The organism is Brochothrix thermosphacta DSM 20171 = FSL F6-1036, from assembly GCF_036884295.1.
Taxonomy (GTDB): Bacteria; Bacillota; Bacilli; order Lactobacillales; family Listeriaceae; genus Brochothrix; species Brochothrix thermosphacta.
On sequence record NZ_CP145608.1, the window covers coordinates 1,650,428 to 1,671,077 of the forward strand.

Sequence of the window (20,650 nt, forward strand, 5' to 3'; positions counted from 1 at the left end):
ACTCTACTAAAATCACTATTAAAAGCACGCAAACAGCCTTTTTTTCGCAGTACTCCTATTTAAAATAAAAAAACATCCCTAGCACTAGTTGATAACTAGCATTAGAGATGCTTCGGTATAATTCTATTTAATTGTTGCAGCGATACGCTTTAGTAAGAAGGCTCTTACTTCAGCAATAAAGTAGAGTGAGCCTGTTATTGAAACAATAGCTGCTTCTGCTTTCGCTTTATTTATCAGTTCGAGCAGCGTACTTTGCCATTCTACTTCTACCTGAACGTTTAACTTTTCTGACTTCACTTGTAACTCCGCTGCAGTTAATGCTCGTGGGTAATCAAATGTAGTGAGAATAACGTTTTCAGCAAAACAAGTCTGTAAACGGCTAATCATTTGGTCAATTGGTTTATCTGTTAATGCTGAAAAGAGCACATAACTTTTTTGTGTCGGGTATTCTGTTGACATCGTTTGAACAAACGTTTCAATTCCTTCATTATTATGTGCACCATCAATAATAAGAACTGGCGCTTCACTCAATTTTTCAAAGCGACCCGGCCAAGACGCTCGAGCAATACCTTTTCGAATGGTCGCTTCTGTTATATTCGAATAATGCTCCGGCAACAGCAGCAGCGCTTGAATAGCAACAGCCGCATTTCGTAATTGATGCGCACCTACTAAGCCTACTTCAATATCAGCTAAACGATTTTCTCTATTTTCAAAATGGAAACGGTCATCTGCAACTGCGGTTAGTTTAAAATCAGCACCAGATGCATAATAGGGAGCCTCTTGCTCAGCAGCCCACTGTTGGAATAACGGTTGTAACTCCAACTGCGTGACGCCAGAAATAACTGGCACATTTCGTTTAATGATACCCGCTTTTTGCGATGCAATTTTAGCTAATGTATCACCTAAAATGCCGATATGATCCATTCCAATCGTAGTAATGACAGACAATAGAGGCGTAAAGACATTCGTACAATCTAAGCGTCCCCCTAGTCCTACCTCAACAATACCGATATCAATCGGGTGCATCGTTGCGAAATACTCAAAAAACATCGCGGTGACAACTTCAAATTCAGTCGGTTCTCCAAAAGGACTATCTTGCATTCCCTCAACGATTGGTTGAAATTTCTCAACTAACGCTACGATACTTTCATCACTAATCGGAACACCATTCACACTGATACGTTCATTAAAGCTTTCAATGTAGGGAGAAGTAAATGTCCCTACCTCATAACCAGAATCTTGCAGTACTGTTCGCATAAAAGAAACAGTGGAACCTTTGCCATTCGTACCAGCAACATGTATCCATTTATTTTTCTGTTCTGGATGTCCTAATTGTTCTAACAGATACAACATCCGTTCTAACCCTGGTTTAATACCTAATCGTAAGCGTGAATGAATCCAATCCACCGCTTCCTCATATCGTAATGTCATCGTCTTCACCCTTTTTATTTACAGACTTGCTAAATCAGCAATACGTTGTTCAACTAATGCGTATTTCTCTAAATAATCTTGTTCTTTCGCGCGCTCTGCCACCACAACTTCATCAGGTGCGTTTGCAACAAAACGTTCATTTTTCAATTTACCTTGTACACGAGAAACCTCATTTTTTAATTTATCGAGCTCTTTCGTTAAACGTTCTGTTTCAGCTGCAACATCAATCAAACCTTGAAGTGGTAAGTAAATTTCAGCACCTGTTACAACAGCTGTCATAACTTGCGTCGGTACTTCTAATTCTGTATCAATCGTCAATGACTCAGGATTACAGAATCGTTCAATGTATGATTGATTTTCAAGTAATAACGCTTTAATTTCTGGTGTTTTTGCTTTAATCATCATTGTAATCGGACGACTTAACGGTGTATTTACTTCTGTACGGATCGTACGTACTGCACGAATCACTTCAACATACAATTTCATTGCATCTGCTGCTGTTGCATTATTAAGCTCTTCACGCACAGTTGGCCATGCAGCTGTAACAATTGTTTCGCCCTCTGTAGGAAGTTGTTGCCAAATTTCTTCAGTAACAAACGGCATGAATGGGTGCAATAAACGTAAAATATTATCTAATACGTAAGCTAAAACAGCTTTCGTTGTTGCTTTAGATGCTTCATCTTCACCGTATAGAGTAATTTTACTAATTTCAATGTACCAATCACAATAATCATCCCAAATAAAGTTATTTAAGTGACGACCTACTTCACCATACTCATAACGTTCAGATAGCTCAGTTACTTTCGCAATAGTTTCATTTAGACGAGTTAAAATCCATTGATCACTTACATCTGTTACGTTGCTCAAATCAATATCTTTTGCTTCCATACCTTCAATATTCATCATTACAAAACGTGAAGCATTCCAAATTTTATTGATAAAGTTCCACGTTGCTTCTACTTTTTCATAGCTAAAACGTAAATCTTGACCCGGTGATGTTCCTGTTGTTAAGAAGTAACGTAACGAATCCGCACCGTATTTCTCAATAACATCAATTGGATCCACACCATTACCTAATGATTTAGACATTTTACGTCCTTCTTCATCACGTACAAGACCATGAATCAGTGCATCTTCAAAGGGACGGCGGCCAGTAAATTCAACTGATTGGAAAATCATACGTGACACCCAGAAAGCAATAATATCATAACCAGTTACCAATACATTTGTTGGGAAATAACGATTGTACATTTCGGCATCTTCTTCCGGCCAACCCATTGTTGAAAATGGCCATAAAGCAGAAGAGAACCATGTGTCTAATACGTCGTTATCTCGTGTCCAACCTTCGCCAGCTGGTGCTTCCATGCCAACATGAATTTCGCCTGCTTCATTGTACCAAGCAGGAATTTGGTGTCCCCACCATAATTGACGAGAGATACACCAATCATGAATATTTTCCATCCAACGTACATATTGGGCATCAAAACGGTCAGGTACAAAGTTAACTTTATCTTCCGATTTTTGTAAAGCCAATGCTTGTTCTGCCAACGGCGTCATTTTAACAAACCATTGTTTTGATAAATAGGGTTCAACAACTGCATCTGTACGCTCTGAATGGCCCACTGAATGAGGATGATCTTCAATTTTCACAACAAGATCAAGCGCTTCAAAATCTTTAATAATCGCTTTGCGACATTCAAAACGGTCCATACCTTCGTATTTACCAGCATTCTCGTTCATCGAACCATCTTCATGCATAACAATAATACGCGGTAAATCATGACGTTCACCTACTTCAAAATCATTAGGATCATGTGCGGGTGTGATTTTAACAACGCCTGAACCAAATTCACGTTCAACATATTCATCAGCAATGATTGGAATTTCTCGGTCCATCAACGGTAATTTAATTGTTTTACCAATGTATTTTTGGTAACGTTCATCATCTGGATGGACTGCTACAGCTGTATCACCAGGAATCGTTTCAGGACGAGTTGTCGCAACTTCTAAGAAACCTGAACCATCTGTTAACGGGTAACGCAAATGATAGAAGTGACCGGCTACATCTTTGTGGATAACTTCAATATCAGATAATGCTGTTTTAGCTGCTGGATCCCAGTTAATGATACGTTCCCCACGATAAATTAAACCTTTTTTATAAAGATCAACGAACACTTTATTAACAGCTGTATTAAGACCTGCATCCAATGTAAAGCGCTCTTTAGAATAGTCTAAACCTAAACCTAATTTACCCCATTGTTGACGAATATGACCGGCATATTCTTCTTTCCAATCCCATACTTGTTCAACAAATTTTTCACGTCCTAAATCATAGCGTGTGACGCCTTCTTCACGTAGTTTCGCTTCAACCTTAGCTTGAGTCGCGATACCTGCATGGTCCATACCTGGCAACCATAAAACATCGTAACCTTGCATACGTTTTTGACGTGTAATAATATCTTGCAACGTCGTATCCCAAGCATGTCCTAAGTGTAATTTACCTGTTACATTGGGTGGCGGAATAACAACACTAAACGGTTTCTTAGCTGTGTCTCCTGTTGCTTCAAAAAAGCCTTGTTTTACCCACCAGTCGTAGCGGCCTTCTTCAATAGATTGTGGTTCATATTTTGTTGCTAATGTTTGTTTTTCTGTCATTATAATCATCCTTTCTGCGCATAAAAAAATACTCTAATCATCCTAGAAAGGACGAAAAGAGCATTCCGCGGTACCACCTTTATACCAAACGATTAACGTTTAGCACTTCATTTCTGTAACGGCTCGCACCGGCTTTTTCTACTATTAGTTCAAAAAAGCAACTCAAAGGCTACGTTCAATCGGCAATTAGAGAAACTTCCAGCACCCGTTTCCTCTCTATACTAATCCACCCATTTACTCTTCCTCATCATCGTTGTTGGTCTACTATTTATGTTTCCATTATTGTAGCACTAGCGAGCGCTGTTCGTCAATAATTGGAGTTGTTTAAAGGTATCTTCCATCGCATTCAACGTTGTATCAATATCTGCTTTTGTATGTTCTGTTGAGATAAACAAACCTTCAAATTGAGAAGGAGGTAAATAAATACCGCGTTCACTCATTTCACGATAATAATGACTGAACAGTTTTAAATCGGCACGGTTCACATCCTCAAAATTAGCGATAGGTCCTTCAGCAAAGAAAAAGCCAAACATTGACCCCGCACGATTAACCGTTACAGGAATTTGATGTGCTTTACCGATTGTTTTTATACCGTCTGTTAACTGATCAATTCGAATTGTAAAATCATCATAAACAGCAGGCGTTAACTGACGCAATGTCTCCACACCCGCAGTCATCGCTAAAGGATTACCTGATAATGTTCCTGCTTGATAAATGGGGCCGCTTGGTGCCACATTATCCATAATCTCACGTGGTCCTGCATAAGCACCTACTGGCATTCCGCCACCGATAACCTTACCTAAACACGTTAAATCTGGAGTTACACCGAAGTACCCTTGTGCACAATTTATTCCAACGCGGAACCCTGTCATCACTTCATCAAAAATCAATAACGCTTGATGACGTTTAGTAATTTCACGTAAACCTTCAAGGTAGTTCTCTACTGGTGGAACAACACCCATATTACCCGCAACCGGTTCAACGATAATCGCCGCTACTTGATCTTTATATTGTTTGAAAACCGCTTCAACAGCTTCTAAATCATTATACGGCACTGTAATAGTATCACGAACAGTTCCTTTAGGCACACCGGGAGAATCAGGTAAGCCTAAAGTTGCTACTCCTGATCCTGCTTTGATTAATAACGAATCGCCATGACCGTGGTAACTACCGACACATTTAATAATCAAATCACGTCCTGTATAGCCTCTAGCAAGACGAAGCGCACTCATTGTCGCCTCAGTACCCGAGTTAACAAAACGCACTGATTCTGCAGATGGTACACGTTTAATAACTTCGTCAACCAATGCTAATTCACTGAGATGATTCGCGCCAAAACTCATACCTTTTGCTGCCGTTTCTTGAACAGCACGCACGACTTTATCATTTGCATGCCCTAAAATAAGAGGCCCCCATGATAATACATAATCAATGTATTTGTTGCCATCAATATCGTATAAATACGCGCCTTTGCCACGATCAAAATAAACAGGATCTGTATCAACAGAGTTAAATGCACGAACTGGACTACTTACACCACCTGGCATTTTAGTCACAGCCTCTTTGAAAGCTGTTTGCGATTTTATGATGTTACGTTTCGACATCTACTCACCCCTTACATGAATTTTTCAATAATCTTCCATGCTTGGTCTTTTCCTAAACCAGTTTCAGATGAAAACATAACGATATTATCATCTGGGTCAAAACCAAGTGTTTCTTTAATTTCTTTAATACTTTTTTGCCAGCGACCTTTTGGAATTTTATCTGCTTTTGTCGCAATAATAATGACACGGATACCATGATGTTTCAGAAACTCATACATCGTTACATCATCATTCGATGGTTTATGGCGCATATCTACAATTTGAATCACCGCACGTAACGGTGCTCGATCTGTCATATACGTTTCCATCATTACGCCCCATTTGGCGCGTTCACTTTTAGAAATTTTAGCATAACCATATCCAGGTACATCAACAAAAATTAATTTCTTTTCAACTTCATAAAAATTAAGTGTTTGTGTTTTACCAGGCTTTGATGAGATACGTGCCATTGCTTTTCGTTGTAACATGCGGTTGATAAATGACGATTTCCCGACATTCGAACGACCTGCTAAAGCGAACTCTGGCAATAAGGCTTTAGGGTACTGATCCGGTCGGACAGCACTGATTAATAATTCTACTTGATTAACTTTCATCGTCTCGCTCCTTAAAAAAACTACCTTGCTTTAACATGCACAAGGTAGTTAGCTTATTTACTTGCTCATTTTACATTATACACTACAAAACTAACAATCGCTATGCCATTGCTACTTCTGAACCATCATTTAGAATAAGGATTGGTTGTGCTTTTTCATTCACAACGTCAGCAGTGATTTTACATTTAATAACATCTTCACGTGTTGGCACTTCATACATTACGTCAAGCATAATATGCTCGATGATTGAACGTAAACCACGCGCTCCAGTACGACGTTCGATTGCTAATAGCGCAATTGCACTTAAAGCATCTTCAGTGACTTCAAGTTCAACTTCATCTAACTCTAACAAACGTTGGTATTGCTTGATTAAAGCATTTTTAGGTTGCGTCAATATTGAAATCAACGTTGGCTCATCTAACAACTCTAAGGTTGCCATAACAGGTAATCGACCGATAAATTCAGGAATCAAACCAAATTTCAAGAGGTCTTCAGGAACAACCTTTTGCATTAATGATTCATTCTCATTAAATTTAACGCTTTCCTTACCAAAGCCAATTACTTTTTCACCTAGACGGTTACGAACAATATCTTCAACACCATCAAAAGCACCACCAACGATAAAGAGAATTTTACTTGTATCGATTTGGATAAATTCTTGGTTAGGATGTTTACGTCCACCTTGAGGTGGCACGCTTGCAACTGTACCTTCTAAAATTTTAAGCAATGCTTGTTGCACACCTTCACCAGACACATCACGTGTAATAGAAGTGTTTTCTGATTTACGGGCAACTTTATCGATCTCATCGATATAAATAATCCCTTTTTCAGCACGTTCTACATCGAAGTCAGCTGCTTGAATAAGTTTCAAGAGAATGTTTTCAACATCTTCTCCAACATAACCCGCTTCAGTTAAACTTGTAGCATCTGCTATTGCAAATGGCACATCTAGCACGCGAGCTAATGTTTGAGCAAGCAATGTTTTACCACTACCCGTAGGTCCGATTAAACAAATGTTGCTTTTTTGCAATTCAACGTCGCCTTCGCTTTGTGAAGCAGTCGCTTGGATACGTTTATAGTGGTTATATACGGCAACTGATAATGCACGTTTTGCACGATCTTGCCCAATAACATATTCATCTAATGTTGAACGTAACTCACTTGGTTTTGGTAATTCTTCAAAAATTGGTGCTGTTGGTGCCAGTTCCAACTCTTCAATAATAATTTCATTACATAAATCAACACACTCATCACAGATATAAACGCCTGGACCTGCAATTAATTTTTTAACTTCATCCTGTGGTTTACCACAAAATGAACATTTCAATTGGTTTTTTTCATCAAATTTTGACACGTACGTCACTCCTTAAATCAACTGGTTACCTAAAGAAAGTAATTGCTTAGCAATATCTCTCTTTCGAATAATGTTTTATACTACCATAACTATACTCATTGATGTATTAACTTGCAACTAAAACACTTACAATCAAACAGCTTATTTCAAACGCCTGTCACAATCATCATTTACTGATTTCTAGCAATAAAAAACACCTTGTAGGAAAGGTATCTTCCTACAAGGCGACAGTGTTTTCAATATGTTATTTTATCAGTTTACGCTTCTACTGAGTTATCAACAACAAATTTAACTGCTTTACGGATTTGTAAATCTTCAGTAACAGTTGTAAGGTCACCTAATGCCATACGGACAGTTGGTACATCCATTTTGTACATTTCAGCTAAACGTGCAACTTCTTCGTTAACTTCTTCTTCAGTTACTTCAATGCCTTCAGCTTTAGCAATTGCATCTAAAACTAAGTTAGTTTTCACACGTCCACCAGCATCTGTTGCCATTTGCTCGTTTAAAGCTTCTTCAGTTTGACCAGTGAACTGGAAGTAAAGTTCAGTAGTTAAACCTTGTGCTTCGATATCTTGAGTGAATTGTTTTTTCAACATTTCAGTTTCTTGTTCGATCATTACTTCAGGAACGTCAACTTCAGCGTTCTCTACAGCTTGACCTAAAGCTTGGTTTTCTTTAGCTTGAACAGCTTTAGTCGCTTTATCTTCAGTTAAACGTGCTTTAACTTTTTCAGTTAATTCAGCAAGCGTTTCAACTTCGTTATCGATATCTTTAGCTAATTCATCATCTAATTCTGGCACTTCTTTTGTTTTAACTTCGTGAATTGCAACTTTGAATTCTACAGCTTTACCAGCTAAGTCTTCTGCTTGGTAATCTTCTGGGAATGTTACGTTTACAGAAACGTTTTCGCCAGCTTTTTTGCCTTCTAATTGTTCTTCAAATCCTGGGATGAATGAGTTAGAACCTAATTCTAATGAATAGTTCTCAGCTTTTCCACCTTCGAATTGCTCGCCATCTAAGTAACCATCAAAATCGATTACGACTGTATCGCCTTTAGCAGCTGCATCTTCTTTTAAAACTAATTCAGCTTGGTGGCTTTGTAAATGAGCTAATTCATGTTGAACATCTTCGTCAGATACTTCAACATCAGCTTTATCTACTTTAAGACCTTTGTATTCACCTAATTTAACTTCAGGTTTTACTGTTACGATTGCTGAGATAACCCAGTCAGCGTCAGCTTCGATTTTTTCAATATCAACGTTTGGAGATGCTACTGGGTTGATACCTACTTCGTCGATTGCTGCAGGATATACTTTTGGTAATAAGATGTCTAATGCATCGTTATATAATGATGCTTCACCGTACATTTGGTTAAATATTTGACGTGGTAATTTACCTTTACGGAAACCTTTTGGTGCTAATGTTTTACGTACTTTTTTAAACGCTTCGTCAAGAGCAACTTTTACGTCCTCTTTCGGAATAGTGATAGTTAATTTACCTTCGTTACCTTCTTGTTTCGTCCATTGTGCAGTCATTATATAATTCCCTCCATAAATAGTGAACGTCAGTTCTTTAATTTCATGCTAACGCTCGTTTATATATTTTTTTGTTTTAAGTTCAACCTATACAAGTATATACTATCATACGTCGTCTTTTCAACTGATAATTACTAAAACGACATATTTTCTAAGGCGTACCGTTCTACTTCATCAATTTTAAGCACTTCTTGAGACACATCCGCATTATCTAACGGTTCTTGATTAAGACGATAAAACCATTCTAAATAGGATTCACACCATTCATTGACTGTTCCAAAATCAGGCGTTAGAGGATAAGTAGCGGTTTGATGTCGTCGAATAACAGTTTCTACTTCTTGAGCTAACGAGGGATTCTCATTTTCCAATTCAACGGTTACCCTCTCAATTAAACTATTATAGAAAGTATTATCTACTCGTAAATCGATTTGTGCTGGAATAACAGTCACTTCTTCTCCCATCACTACAAGCTTATATTGAGAAACATCCTCCAAACGATGCAATGCTTCTATCAATGCAACACGCTGCTCCATTGTGATCCCTTCATCTTGTAATAATTGATGGATATCCTGAAAATAGCCTTTTAATTGCACATAGCTACCGCGTTCCAAAAAACCTAATTGGTCATGCAACGGCCAACGAGCAAATTGAATATGTGGATGTATCACGAAACTCGCACTCATATACGTTAGATTATCCGTTTGTTCAACTGCTTCTATCGTTTTTGTTTCTTCGACAATCGCTAAATCCTCTAACCAGTGTTGGTATTCACGAATACGACCACTTTTCAAGTAGCTCGCTGCTAATTTTTCTATGATATCAATATCTGTTGCAACAATTCGCATGAAGCGCTCACCTACTTGAATCGCCTCATAATGTTTGCTTTCAGTTTGATAAATATCTATGAGTAAATTGGTAATTTGTCGATCTTCAGGCGCTACACGGTTAGCAGACACCAGCATTTTTTTCAGCATACGATCTTCTTCAGAACTCATGACCAACCTCCTCTTATTACGTTTTAGTCTCTTTCAATACGGGTACAGGTCTATACGTCACATTATCTTATGGAGGTCATTCAATGTCAACGCTAAAAGCTCTCAATGATAGTAAAAGCGAAGGACTTGAGAAAGTCCTGCATACTATCAATCATCTATCTAGTAGCAATATTCATATCCGTAAACACCTCGAAGTTTCTCACAGACAGTCTTTCACTATCTACGATATGTTATCTGATGCCAAAATTGGCTCGATCACTGCCAATTACCAAGCAGATACTATTACAATTCAATCACAAGTTCACAGCGATATTCGTCTTTACACAATCACAGAACCAAAAGATTATTTAAAACTGCTCTTTTATTTGAGTGATATTAAGTAATAGCACTTAACACATTAATACCTTAACTATTTTTATGATATAACAGATGGACGATAATGTTGGTGTGGGTATCTCAACCAAATCAGCCTTTGTCACCATCTGTTTTTCATTATTTCCGCTTTAACTATTGACATTTAGCCAATAAAATCATACAATAAGTTTTGTTGAGTACAACTTTGTTGCACATTTAGTCCTGATAGCTCAGCAGGATAGAGCAATGGCCTTCTAAGCCATCGGTCGTGGGTTCGAATCCCTCTCAGGACATAATTACAAACCCTCCTAACCCTTGATACATAAGCGGTTGGGAGGGTTTTTGTTTGTGAAATGTCAAAATAATGTCAAAATATTTTTTAGTGTCAAAATCCCACTACTTAAACAATGCAACCACTAAAACTACCAAACGAACAATATTATAGGCAATCTCGATACACACGTTTATTTTATTCCACATAGTATCACCCCTTTTTCTCTTTATCGGTCTTACAATATATGACCCACGTAAAATATTTATTCTCGGTACACGATTATAAAAATAAGCAAAAAAAAACACCCTACATGGGTGCTTTTTTAATTACCATCATCTTTAAAAATCTCATTGGAATCAATTTTTGACTGTCTAATCTTTTTCAATTCTTTCAGAATTTCATCTAATATTTTCTTTTCTGATTCAGTTGGATATTTTTAAAATGTCTCAAATTCTGTTGTATTATAATTAATATCTTCTAAAATACTAACATAACAGTACTTATTTCTTTTTCAATGATACCTATAGAAATAAATCAAAAATGAAATGAACAAGCGTGTATTTCCATTCGATGAATAATATTGCTACAAGTCGAAAATCATATTATTCAACAGATATATATGGTAAATTAAATTTAAAAAGATACTACGGTGAAAGTGGAAAAGTACAGAACTGATATCCATTATTCAAACCATAGAAATTAAAAAAAATCCTAAAGTACCACATCGTCATAATTTGGGGTGGTCTAACGAAAAAGGATATTAGGAGGTGAAGTGTAAATGGACCAAAAAATCTGGCAAGATTTCAGAAAAGACATTGTAGATGATCACCAAGAGCTACCATTTTATTTGGATGGCAAAGAATGGTGGATTTCACGTTTATATGGCGAGGAAAAAAGTTACCTGCTGACAGCGCCTAATTCAGACACACAATTTTTCAAAACAGCTGAGGAACTTGTTGAAAAAGGAATTGTCCATGGAAAAACTTTTATTGAACAAATACCTTTTCTTACTCTTATTAAATAGATTTCCACTTATTATTTATAATATTATGTATTGAAAATAAAAAATAAGAGTTCAAATACTAATATCGTATCATACATTAAGATACATTAAATTTCTAATCAAAAATCCTTTCAAACACCCGTATGGTAAACTTTCCTTTAACAAAACCACTCATAACTTGTTTCGTTTTTGATTAGTCACTTCTATTCAAACTTCATTTAATAACTTTTCAATGCAGCGATTCCTAATTTAGGATATGAAATCGGGCATCCTTTTGGATGCCCGATTTCATTTTATTTTACATAAGTTATTTGAGCTAGATACTCTCGAGTTCCATAGTTAGTAAATGTTACACTAGTGTTTACTCCTTTTACCTCATGGTCAAGCTGTAATTCATGCAAACGCTCTTTCACTTTGTTTTCCAACTCATCGACACTAATCGCCTCTACATAGCAAACTGTTATTGCAATGACAACCACCTCCTTATGAATATATTCATTTTACAATGGTAATTATTTATTATTTCCACAGCATAAAGAGATTAACCCCCATACCTAATATAGGATAACGACGATAATTGTGACAATAATTCTTGGGTTTCACGAGGTAAAACAATTTCATTTTTAGTTAAGCATCCACTTACACTTAATTGTAATCTACTGAGAATAAGTGTTGGTGATTGTGTTGGTTTTTCTAACTCTCTGTATGCTTCTTCAAAAATAGAGACTAATGGGCGGTGATTTTCAACTGTCAAAGCGTTAATTATTTTTGAAATAATCACTAATGCTTCTGAAGCTCTCTCTTGACCTGATCCATACCACTTTACCATAATTACGCCTCTTTTCATTATATGCATCTATTCGAATCTATAACTTAATGTTACCACAATTGGAATTTAAAATCTTATAAGCCAATAAAAATGTTCCAGCAATAGTCCTAAATGCACTGTTTTAACACAACAAATAAAATACCTGCTACAAATTTCCTCTGTAAAAAAAGAGTTTTTTCGATCCTTATTAAACTTTACGATATTTTTTTAACAGCATATCAGGAATATGACAATAATCGTTGGGAAATTTATCTAATCGATCCTGATGTTCCTCAGCACTACGGAGATAATTTGTCAGTAAACAGACTTCGACTGCAATTTGATCTGCATCATCGCGTATGTCAATAAAATGTTGCGCTGCTTCCAAATGCTTTTTATTCTTACTATAAACGCCTGTTCGGTACTTTTCGCCAATATCTTCACCTTGCTTATTGATACTGTATGGGTCAATAATTTCGAATAGATACGTCATTAAACTTTCCACTGTTAATGTTTGAGAATCAAACGTTATTTTTACACACTCCGAATAACCATCATACTGATTTTCTAAGCTATCACTATTACCGTTTGCTCTGCCCGCTTCTGTTTTATGCACCCCTGGTATCGTTTTGATAAAAGCTTGTACACCCCAGAGACATCCACCTGCTAAATATATTTCTTCCATATTAAACATCCTATCTTTTATGGGATTGAGTTAATTCAACTAACTCTCACTAACAATACTATACGATGAATTATACTGGAATACACAAAAAAAAGCCCGTATCAATTAAGATACGAGCTTTCTACTTACTTAACTAAATACATGCTATTGTTTGGAATATAGCCTACTGTGTCATCTAAAACACATTTAAGCCATCCATTTTGTGATGTTCCTACCACGCGGACCTTGTCTCCCTTTTTACGTTTAGCAACAATTCTACTATCCCATTTCGACTGTCCTCTGAAGCCAATTTCGGTAACTACTGTATACACAACTGCTGGGTCTTGATCATACCAATAAAGTGTTAAACTCTCCTTATACCAATATTTCTTTTCTCGGAAAATGACTTGCACAAAATCATTTGATTGTACTCCGTAATTAATCTGTGCAGCATATCCCAAGGGTACCGTTGCTCCTACACTAGAATTCCAATCTGCTTTTGTTCGTAAATTTAAATCTTCGCGTGCATATCGCCATAAAATGGCATTGTAAGCTTTTAAAAACAACGCTCTTTCTTGCTTACGGCGACGTACTAGCCCTGGTAATGGTTGTCCGCCTGCATTCACAAATAGTAAAAATTCATCTGCAGCATTTCCAAACTGTTTTTTATTGACATATTGTAGTAAAGTGCTGCTATACAGTGTCCCTTCGCCTAAGTTATACGTAAAAGAAACCAACGCATCAAATTGATTTTGGTTAATACTCACTTTAACTGCTGAGTTCACTGCTTTCTCAAATCTCCGAACATCACTGCGTAAATAAGCGTCAGCTTGAGCTCGGGTAATGACCTGTCCAGCCCATACATCAGGGCCATAATGTCCATAACCAATTGTCCAATATTGCTCACTCGCAACTGGTTTATAAGCAGTTAAGCGTAATCCTTCATATTCTTTAATTAAATCTAAACCAACTTTACTAATATTCATTCTATATTCCTCATTTCATTCTAATTTTGTAGTTTTGTTTAATGATGAATTCATATCAATTAAGATAGAACTATTATCTATTGTTCTATAGATAATAGTTTATTTTTCTTACATCCTTTTCGAAAATGTTAAATTAATCTAGTTAATACATCAAACTAGATTTAAAACTCCTCGCTTACTTCATTTAAATTCACCGTAAGCTTTACCTGTTTTAACATCACGAGAACACGCATAGCCTCGCTTACCGTTGTTTCGGATATAGGATACCCAAACATAACCATTTGATTTAACATAGCTGTCATAAATAACTGACTCGCCTTTACCTAGCGTAGCTTCTTGCTTAGCTTTAAGTGTAGGCGTATGTTTGATTGCTACTCTTGTATTAGGATAAAATATACCTTTTTCCGCCACACGCTTAACTTCCTGTGGTTTGAGAGCAGCAGGTGGTTTAATGGTATCCGTATTACCCTGTTTTTTAATTTGAGCGATAAAAAAATCTTTCAGTTTATCAATTACCGCTTGAGGTTGTTTTTGATTACTATCATAACCACAATGCTCAATTAATGATCGTTTAGGACATTCTGTTGCAGTGAATTCGCAATGTAAACGTACAGTATTACGGCTGATTGGTAAGTTATAGTATTTTAAATCATCATAAGCTTGTTTAAATGCATTTTGTTCAGCTTTTAAAAAAACTTGCTTTGTTGTTTGACGATTTCCTTTTACTTCTATACCGATATAGTAAGCATTACCTTCTACGTTAGCCGTATGCCATGCTTTATTGAATGTATCTTCCACGCGTACAATTGTCTCTTCATCCACATAATAGTGTGCAAAACCTTCCTCAAGTTGTTTATTATTCATTTTCCCTAACCGCTCAATATGTGAGTTTGCACTCTTGTTGTCCCATGTATTATGCAAAACAACACCTTTAACATTGCCAATACGTTTGCCTGCGACTCCGCGACAGACCGCATTATTAATAACTTTCATTACTTACTCACCTCCCCTCAGTTCATCATACCGTTGTGCTTGTTCACTGTCTCCGGCACCTATCGTGGTAGGATCTACAACAACACCTAACAAAACAAGGATGCTAAAAACAGCTCCTACTATATCCAATAATCGTTCTTCAATTTGTGTAAAATCAAACACTATTCCAAATAAAACCAACAATTTTGAGCATAAAAAAAGAATCGCCGGTATAAAGGCCATCCAAAATATTTTTGATTTAATACGAACTTTCCAATTGATACCTAAATAACTTTTCACTACTATCACTTCCTATAATTTTGTTAAAAAGTAGCCGATTAAAGTAATACCTAGCGTGATAATAAATCCCCACGACCATTTATTACTAATATCCATACGATCCTGACGCTTTTCAAGTTCTTTTGCTAAGTGAAAAGCTGTACCAGCAATCTTTGTGGTCTCGTCTAATCCTTTTGTATTCTCCTCAATTTTAGCAAGTTTCACTAAAATTTCAGTTTCGATATCTTTTTCCATCAATCACCATCGCCCATCTCACTCAGATAAAAACCAAATGATGTTAGCTCTTCAAATTGTTGAGTTGTTAGCATTTTAGCAACAACTAACAGTCGTAAATTATCCATCGTGTATCGACCCGAATTATACGCATTTCCCACTACTTTATACATTATAAAACACCCTCTTTATTTTCTGATTTTATTCATTAATACCTTAAATTGTTAATGTAATATCTAACGGATTCCATGCACCAGATGAACCATCCGTATTGTAATTACTAGCAGTAAATTTTACATCTCCATTTAACTCTACAATCCAGCGATTAAATCTGGCTGTACTTGCATTAACAGACGTAAGACAGAGGAATGTAAGCGATCTATCCAGTTTTTCTATCACAGTTGATGGTAATTTGGCGATGACAGTATCTCTATTTGTAAATGCATTCATAGTTCCCTTAAAACTGAGCGAATAAATATTATTGTTACTATACAATCGATACATAGGTGCTACCGATGCAGTTACACCATTAATTAATTTTAAAGGTTGCCAACCTGTATCTGTACCTTTTAGTTCAGCTAATTCAGATGCATTGACATTTTTTTCCCATCCTACCCAAACTTTTGCAGCTGCGTTATAAGAATTACGATAAACCTGTTTCCCTGAATGTGGTGCAAATACAATTTCAATATACCCGCTACGGTATTTACGTTTAACGTATCCTGAAGTTATATTTATAGGAGCGTTTAAGGCACTTGTAACATAACCATCAAAATTTTTGATGTCCTCAACATCAAGTAAATTATAGCCTGAAATATTGATGGAAGTTCCATCTTCGTTTGTTGTTGCTTGTTTTTGCCAATGGCTCGTATCCACATCTCTCAACAGTTGCTTCCATCCGCTCCAACCACTACTTGACAACACATTTGTGTATATAGCACCGGACACAGAGTTCACTGCTGTTAAATCACGTAATGATGGCGAGCTTGTATTTACAATAAGATTAAAAGAATCGCCTTTAGGTGGCGCATTTATCGACATTTCCTCTTTTGTAATACTATAATTACCTGCATCCGTAATTCTATACCAATCAGTTTCTCCTTTAGAAACTTCTCTGCTAAAACCATTTCCATCTGTGTAAATATAGGTATCTTTTTTCAAAGCGACATTATTATCTGCAATTGTTTGTAATAACGTATCAGTTTTAGTTGTAACGGTCGTAATCGCATTGTTAGATACATCAGTGATGATTTTTTCTCCATTTTTTACTGTTTCAATCATTTGTGACACATAATCTGTTCCACCTTTAATTGCTTCTTCAATGGCAATCACTTTACTTTTGACAACTGTTTCTAAATCATCAAAAGTTTTAATATACTCAACCTTTGTTTCAGAGCTAAAACTATTAACTAAACTAGCTTTAATCATAAATGAGAACTCACGGGTTACTATAATATTATCTTGTTGATAAAGATAAACTTGTCCTCTTACACGCCCTGTATGTTTTAAAAAGTCTTTGGGAATTGTATAGCTGACAATACCTTCTGTTTCATTAAATACAGCTAAATAATCACTTACTTTGCTACCATCTTCCGCCACTAAAAAAATGTACGTATTAATTTTTTTTGAAGATAAGTCTATCCCTTTTTCAAAATAAGTTAATTTAAAACGCAACACTGAAGTATTTATATCTTGATCATAGAACTCAACATTTAAATCTGATAATGGTTTTAAGTCAGCGTTCACATCAAGATGATTAAATTTTATTTTTTTTACTACCATTATTTTTCCACTCCTTTATTAGATGATTCTTCCTGCTCCGAATCTCACCATTTCAATTTTTGAATCTAACTGTGTGGGTGTTACAACAAACACAGTAAAACTATCCTCATAGATAGTCCCAAACTTACGATATTGATACGTTTCTGTGCTATCTGGTTTAGAACATAGATTGGCAATCGAAGGGATTTTTGTTTGAGGAATTTCTTTTAGATAATCTCCATGTACATGCCCATTAATCCATGCCAAAACATTAGTCGCAACTCCTCCAAAATCAATATCAACTTGAATAGGAAAATCTTTATCTGTTCCTTTATATGAAAGTTTAGAGCCTGTTTCAAATGCTTTTAGTAAAGCTTGAACAGCTCCAGCATTGCGCACTTCTGGATGTATAATCGAGTTACTATTACGATAGTCAACCAGACCTGTATGACTGAAAATCATAGCTTTATAACCACTTGGAATCCGCTTCATTTTATCTGCCATCCAATTTAGCTGTGTATTGGCAAAACAACCTTTGCTAGAAACTAATGGGAATTTATAATCACCATTTAGCAACTCCTGACGTGTATTAAAACTATCGAAAAAGAATACGCGGATTTTATTACGTTCATCATCATAATAACCATATGAGCCACCTGGTTCTAAAGGATTATCAATCAATTTACTTTTGTGTAACCTTTTATCAAATAAATAGTTTTTAAGCGTATCAAAACTAATAACATGTGATAAATCGTTTGCTAAATAAGAATCACCTAATGAATTATCATCATGGTTGCCTCGCATCATAAAAACAGGCACTTCAATTTCCATCAACCGTTTCACAGTCTCTTCAAAAGACAGATGTACATCCGCTAAAGTGAGAGAACTCCCATCAATCACATCGCCTCCGTGTACAACATAGTCACAATTTAAAATTTTGGTAAGATTCACAAGGTTTTCCATATGATCGTATCCTGTTTTCTTTAAATAGCTAAGATTTTTATTTCTTACACCTGCATGAGTATCTGTTAAAAAAGGGACGACAACACTATTTGGCTTTCTTAACTTATTAACAGCATCTCTAACACGATATAATTCTTGTTCAATATTAACTGTCGTTTGGTAAACTAGTTTATTTTGCTTGTTCATTTCCAACCTCCTATTATAAGACTTTAAATTCTCCAATTTTTTCATCTGAAACAATTCGCTTAGCCTGAAAGAATCCACTCAATCCATTTTTTGTAATTGTTTGTACCACTGCGTTATTCGTTCCTAAAGTAGAAATTTCTATCCAGTAACCCGCACCTGTTTTAAATTCGGTAGGAATATCATTAAGTTTATTAAATTCTGTGCTTGTAATATAGTACTCGATAGGGTATCTTACAGAACTCAATACTTTTGTTGTTTCGTCCCAATAACTAATTTTATTTGGCATACGACCTTGTGACAAATTCCATTCACCGATAATGTTAGAGCTAGGATTAATGACGCGTTCAAATGTCATTACTGTCGTCCCCTGTGCGTTACGTTTTAATGTTTGAATAAATATCCCCCAATTATTTGTTGGTTGCACCTCAAGGAAATAGCCGTGCTTTCCTGTGTGCATTGGAATATCTTTTAATTTAGTTGCTAAATCAACTGTAATATAGTAGTAGCCAGGTCTTGTTATGTTTTTTAATTCTGTCGTTCCCTCAGAAATTAATTGACTTCTACCTGAAGAAGACATCATCCTATAATTTTGCCCAAACTGAGCTAAATTGAATAATCTTTTAAGATCATTGCCCTTTTGATGCAACGCAAAAAGCTGGGTCTCTCTAAAACCAATTCTTCCTCGAGTTACTGAGAACACCAAACTAAGTTTATTAGTGGTACGATTTTTTAAAAGCTGAATACCATTGGGATATCTTACGGTACTATAATGTTCTTCTTCAATATCCCCAAAAACATCAATTTTATAATTTATTACACGTCCGTCTTCCGTATACGTGGTAATATAGGTAGGGTTTCTAACTGAATTTTCAGATGATAACACAAACGCTTTATTATCGAAATAATGAAAACCACATAAACTACTCATAATATCGCTGTCAATTTTAATACTTTTAATAGGTTGCTGTCCGATGTCTTTGAGGGAATAAACAACAATCATTTCATCAACGATACAAGAAACAACTCCTTGGTAATTATCAATAGATACACCAAAACGTTTTCTATTAACTGAACCATCAAAAGTTATCTTTGTTTTGTTAACTGATGTATCTAGATTACCACCCGGTGTGTATGTGAATCTTACTAAATCAGCACCTACTTCTACCCATAAATTGGCTACACCTTGTGCAAAATCACAACCTAAAGATTTCATATCCTTTCCATTAGGAATATCCATTTTATCAAGATATACACCGTTTGAATTGGTTCGTGTAACCGTTGGAATATCGGTACTAGATTGATAAGTGTAGATATAATCTCTTTGATCATCAATAGCGAAACACCCTGGAATTGTATTACTTGCTAATCCTAAATCACTATAGAAAAAGACTTCACTATTTTTCAAATCTAAAGTATTTTCTTTTAATTCAATTTCCGCCATTTTTTTCTTAAGCTCTAGCAGTTCATTCAGGATTACACCGCCAGGATCAATGCTTGCTAAAATTTCTTTGACTGATTCGAACCAGTCATCAAAATCACCCATTGCATGTTCAATCCAATCCTTTAATGAATCGATTAAATCACTGGCCGTCCAAACATAATCACACCCTTGGTGCATGGGTGAAGATAATGCTGACCAAATGACGTTGTAGTTAAAATCTTTTGTACTATACACTACTTCTTTATTTGATTTAAAACTAAAATAAGCATTACAACGCCCAACAGATAACATCGCCTCTTTACGCAATTGATATTCCACAATACCATTTGTCGCGTCCACAATTCGTGCGTCATCAACCACAATATGGTGCTGTGCATCAACCATATTAAATTCTGCGGATACGCCGTTTAAATTTTTCACTTTTCCATCTTCAAAGATCGTTGCACGGAAAATTTGTGATTCATCATCATCTTGTCTCACTCTAATTAATTCCACTTGATTCGCAACAGCTGTTGTACTTAACTTAAATTGATATACTGTCATTTTAATTCCTCC

19 protein-coding genes, 1 tRNA gene and 1 other annotated feature are annotated in these 20,650 nt (G+C 35.9%); of the genes, 3 read left to right on the forward strand and 17 right to left on the reverse strand.

Translation table 11 applies throughout. From position 1 onward, the window contains the following. Positions 1-123: 123 nt before the first annotated feature. From V6S17_RS08310 to V6S17_RS08340, 7 genes are all read right to left on the reverse strand, one after another. Positions 124-1,431 carry a bifunctional folylpolyglutamate synthase/dihydrofolate synthase gene (locus V6S17_RS08310; protein ID WP_029092195.1) on the reverse strand — a complete coding sequence of 436 codons (1,308 nt, stop codon included), beginning with the start codon at positions 1,429-1,431 and terminating at the stop codon, positions 124-126. Positions 1,432-1,449: 18 nt separating this feature from the next. Further along, positions 1,450-4,089 (reverse strand): valine--tRNA ligase, encoded by a 2,640-nt coding sequence (locus tag V6S17_RS08315; RefSeq protein ID WP_096699469.1) that lies wholly within the window; start codon positions 4,087-4,089, stop codon positions 1,450-1,452. A gap of 41 nt (positions 4,090-4,130) precedes the next feature. Further along, positions 4,131-4,346, reverse strand: a binding site (T-box leader). A 30-nt stretch (positions 4,347-4,376) separates the two neighbouring features. After that, the gene (hemL, locus tag V6S17_RS08320; protein WP_029092197.1) at positions 4,377-5,690 is read right to left on the reverse strand and encodes a glutamate-1-semialdehyde 2,1-aminomutase; all 1,314 of its coding nucleotides are present in this window, start codon (positions 5,688-5,690) and stop codon (positions 4,377-4,379) included. A gap of 11 nt (positions 5,691-5,701) precedes the next feature. Further along, the gene (gene yihA, locus V6S17_RS08325) at positions 5,702-6,283 is read right to left on the reverse strand and encodes a ribosome biogenesis GTP-binding protein YihA/YsxC (RefSeq protein WP_029092198.1); all 582 of its coding nucleotides are present in this window, start codon (positions 6,281-6,283) and stop codon (positions 5,702-5,704) included. 100 nt (positions 6,284-6,383) lie between these two features. Further along, positions 6,384-7,637, reverse strand: a complete 1,254-nt coding sequence (clpX, locus tag V6S17_RS08330; protein WP_029092199.1) for an ATP-dependent Clp protease ATP-binding subunit ClpX — start codon at positions 7,635-7,637, stop codon at positions 6,384-6,386. A gap of 257 nt (positions 7,638-7,894) precedes the next feature. Then, positions 7,895-9,175, reverse strand: coding sequence for a trigger factor (tig, locus tag V6S17_RS08335; RefSeq protein WP_029092200.1), 1,281 nt, complete (start codon positions 9,173-9,175; stop codon positions 7,895-7,897). Positions 9,176-9,309: 134 nt separating this feature from the next. Next, entirely contained in the window at positions 9,310-10,170 is an 861-nt protein-coding gene (locus V6S17_RS08340) for a hypothetical protein (protein WP_029092201.1), read from the reverse strand. An 83-nt stretch (positions 10,171-10,253) separates the two neighbouring features. Here V6S17_RS08340 and V6S17_RS08345 point away from each other — a divergent pair, with 83 nt between their 5' ends. The 3 genes from V6S17_RS08345 to V6S17_RS08355 all read left to right on the forward strand — a co-directional run bounded on the left by V6S17_RS08345 (position 10,254) and on the right by V6S17_RS08355 (position 11,822). After that, on the forward strand, positions 10,254-10,553 hold the full coding sequence (locus tag V6S17_RS08345; protein ID WP_029092202.1) for a hypothetical protein: 300 nt from the start codon (positions 10,254-10,256) through the stop codon (positions 10,551-10,553). A gap of 190 nt (positions 10,554-10,743) precedes the next feature. Continuing rightward, positions 10,744-10,817 (forward strand) — tRNA-Arg (locus V6S17_RS08350). A 759-nt stretch (positions 10,818-11,576) separates the two neighbouring features. Continuing rightward, entirely contained in the window at positions 11,577-11,822 is a 246-nt protein-coding gene (locus V6S17_RS08355; protein ID WP_029092203.1) for a hypothetical protein, read from the forward strand. A 520-nt stretch (positions 11,823-12,342) separates the two neighbouring features. Here V6S17_RS08355 and V6S17_RS08360 read toward each other — a convergent pair. From V6S17_RS08360 to V6S17_RS08405, 10 genes are all read right to left on the reverse strand, one after another. Further along, positions 12,343-12,630 (reverse strand): bacteriocin immunity protein, encoded by a 288-nt coding sequence (locus V6S17_RS08360; RefSeq protein WP_029092204.1) that lies wholly within the window; start codon positions 12,628-12,630, stop codon positions 12,343-12,345. A 187-nt stretch (positions 12,631-12,817) separates the two neighbouring features. Next, positions 12,818-13,294, reverse strand: a complete 477-nt coding sequence (locus tag V6S17_RS08365; RefSeq protein WP_029092205.1) for a peptide-methionine (S)-S-oxide reductase — start codon at positions 13,292-13,294, stop codon at positions 12,818-12,820. Positions 13,295-13,419: 125 nt separating this feature from the next. After that, positions 13,420-14,259: a glycoside hydrolase family protein gene (locus V6S17_RS08370; protein ID WP_069124597.1), complete on the reverse strand. Its 840-nt coding sequence runs from the start codon at positions 14,257-14,259 to the stop codon at positions 13,420-13,422. A 180-nt stretch (positions 14,260-14,439) separates the two neighbouring features. After that, positions 14,440-15,252, reverse strand: a complete 813-nt coding sequence (locus tag V6S17_RS08375) for an N-acetylmuramoyl-L-alanine amidase (RefSeq protein ID WP_029092206.1) — start codon at positions 15,250-15,252, stop codon at positions 14,440-14,442. Between the two features lie 3 nt (positions 15,253-15,255). Beyond that, positions 15,256-15,531: a phage holin gene (locus tag V6S17_RS08380; protein ID WP_029092207.1), complete on the reverse strand. Its 276-nt coding sequence runs from the start codon at positions 15,529-15,531 to the stop codon at positions 15,256-15,258. A 12-nt stretch (positions 15,532-15,543) separates the two neighbouring features. After that, positions 15,544-15,765 carry a hemolysin XhlA family protein gene (locus V6S17_RS08385; RefSeq protein WP_029092208.1) on the reverse strand — a complete coding sequence of 74 codons (222 nt, stop codon included), beginning with the start codon at positions 15,763-15,765 and terminating at the stop codon, positions 15,544-15,546. Further along, positions 15,765-15,917, reverse strand: a complete 153-nt coding sequence (locus V6S17_RS08390) for an XkdX family protein (RefSeq protein WP_141690182.1) — start codon at positions 15,915-15,917, stop codon at positions 15,765-15,767. Before V6S17_RS08390 ends, V6S17_RS08385 begins: the two co-directional genes overlap by 1 nt. Before the next feature lie 43 nt (positions 15,918-15,960). Then, positions 15,961-17,526: a phage baseplate upper protein gene (locus V6S17_RS08395; protein WP_051536004.1), complete on the reverse strand. Its 1,566-nt coding sequence runs from the start codon at positions 17,524-17,526 to the stop codon at positions 15,961-15,963. Between the two features lie 18 nt (positions 17,527-17,544). Next, a complete protein-coding gene (locus V6S17_RS08400; RefSeq protein ID WP_029092209.1) occupies positions 17,545-18,654 on the reverse strand; it encodes a metallophosphoesterase in 1,110 nt (369 codons plus the stop codon). A 13-nt stretch (positions 18,655-18,667) separates the two neighbouring features. Continuing rightward, positions 18,668-20,638, reverse strand: a complete 1,971-nt coding sequence (locus V6S17_RS08405; protein ID WP_029092210.1) for a BppU family phage baseplate upper protein — start codon at positions 20,636-20,638, stop codon at positions 18,668-18,670. Positions 20,639-20,650: the final 12 nt, after the last annotated feature.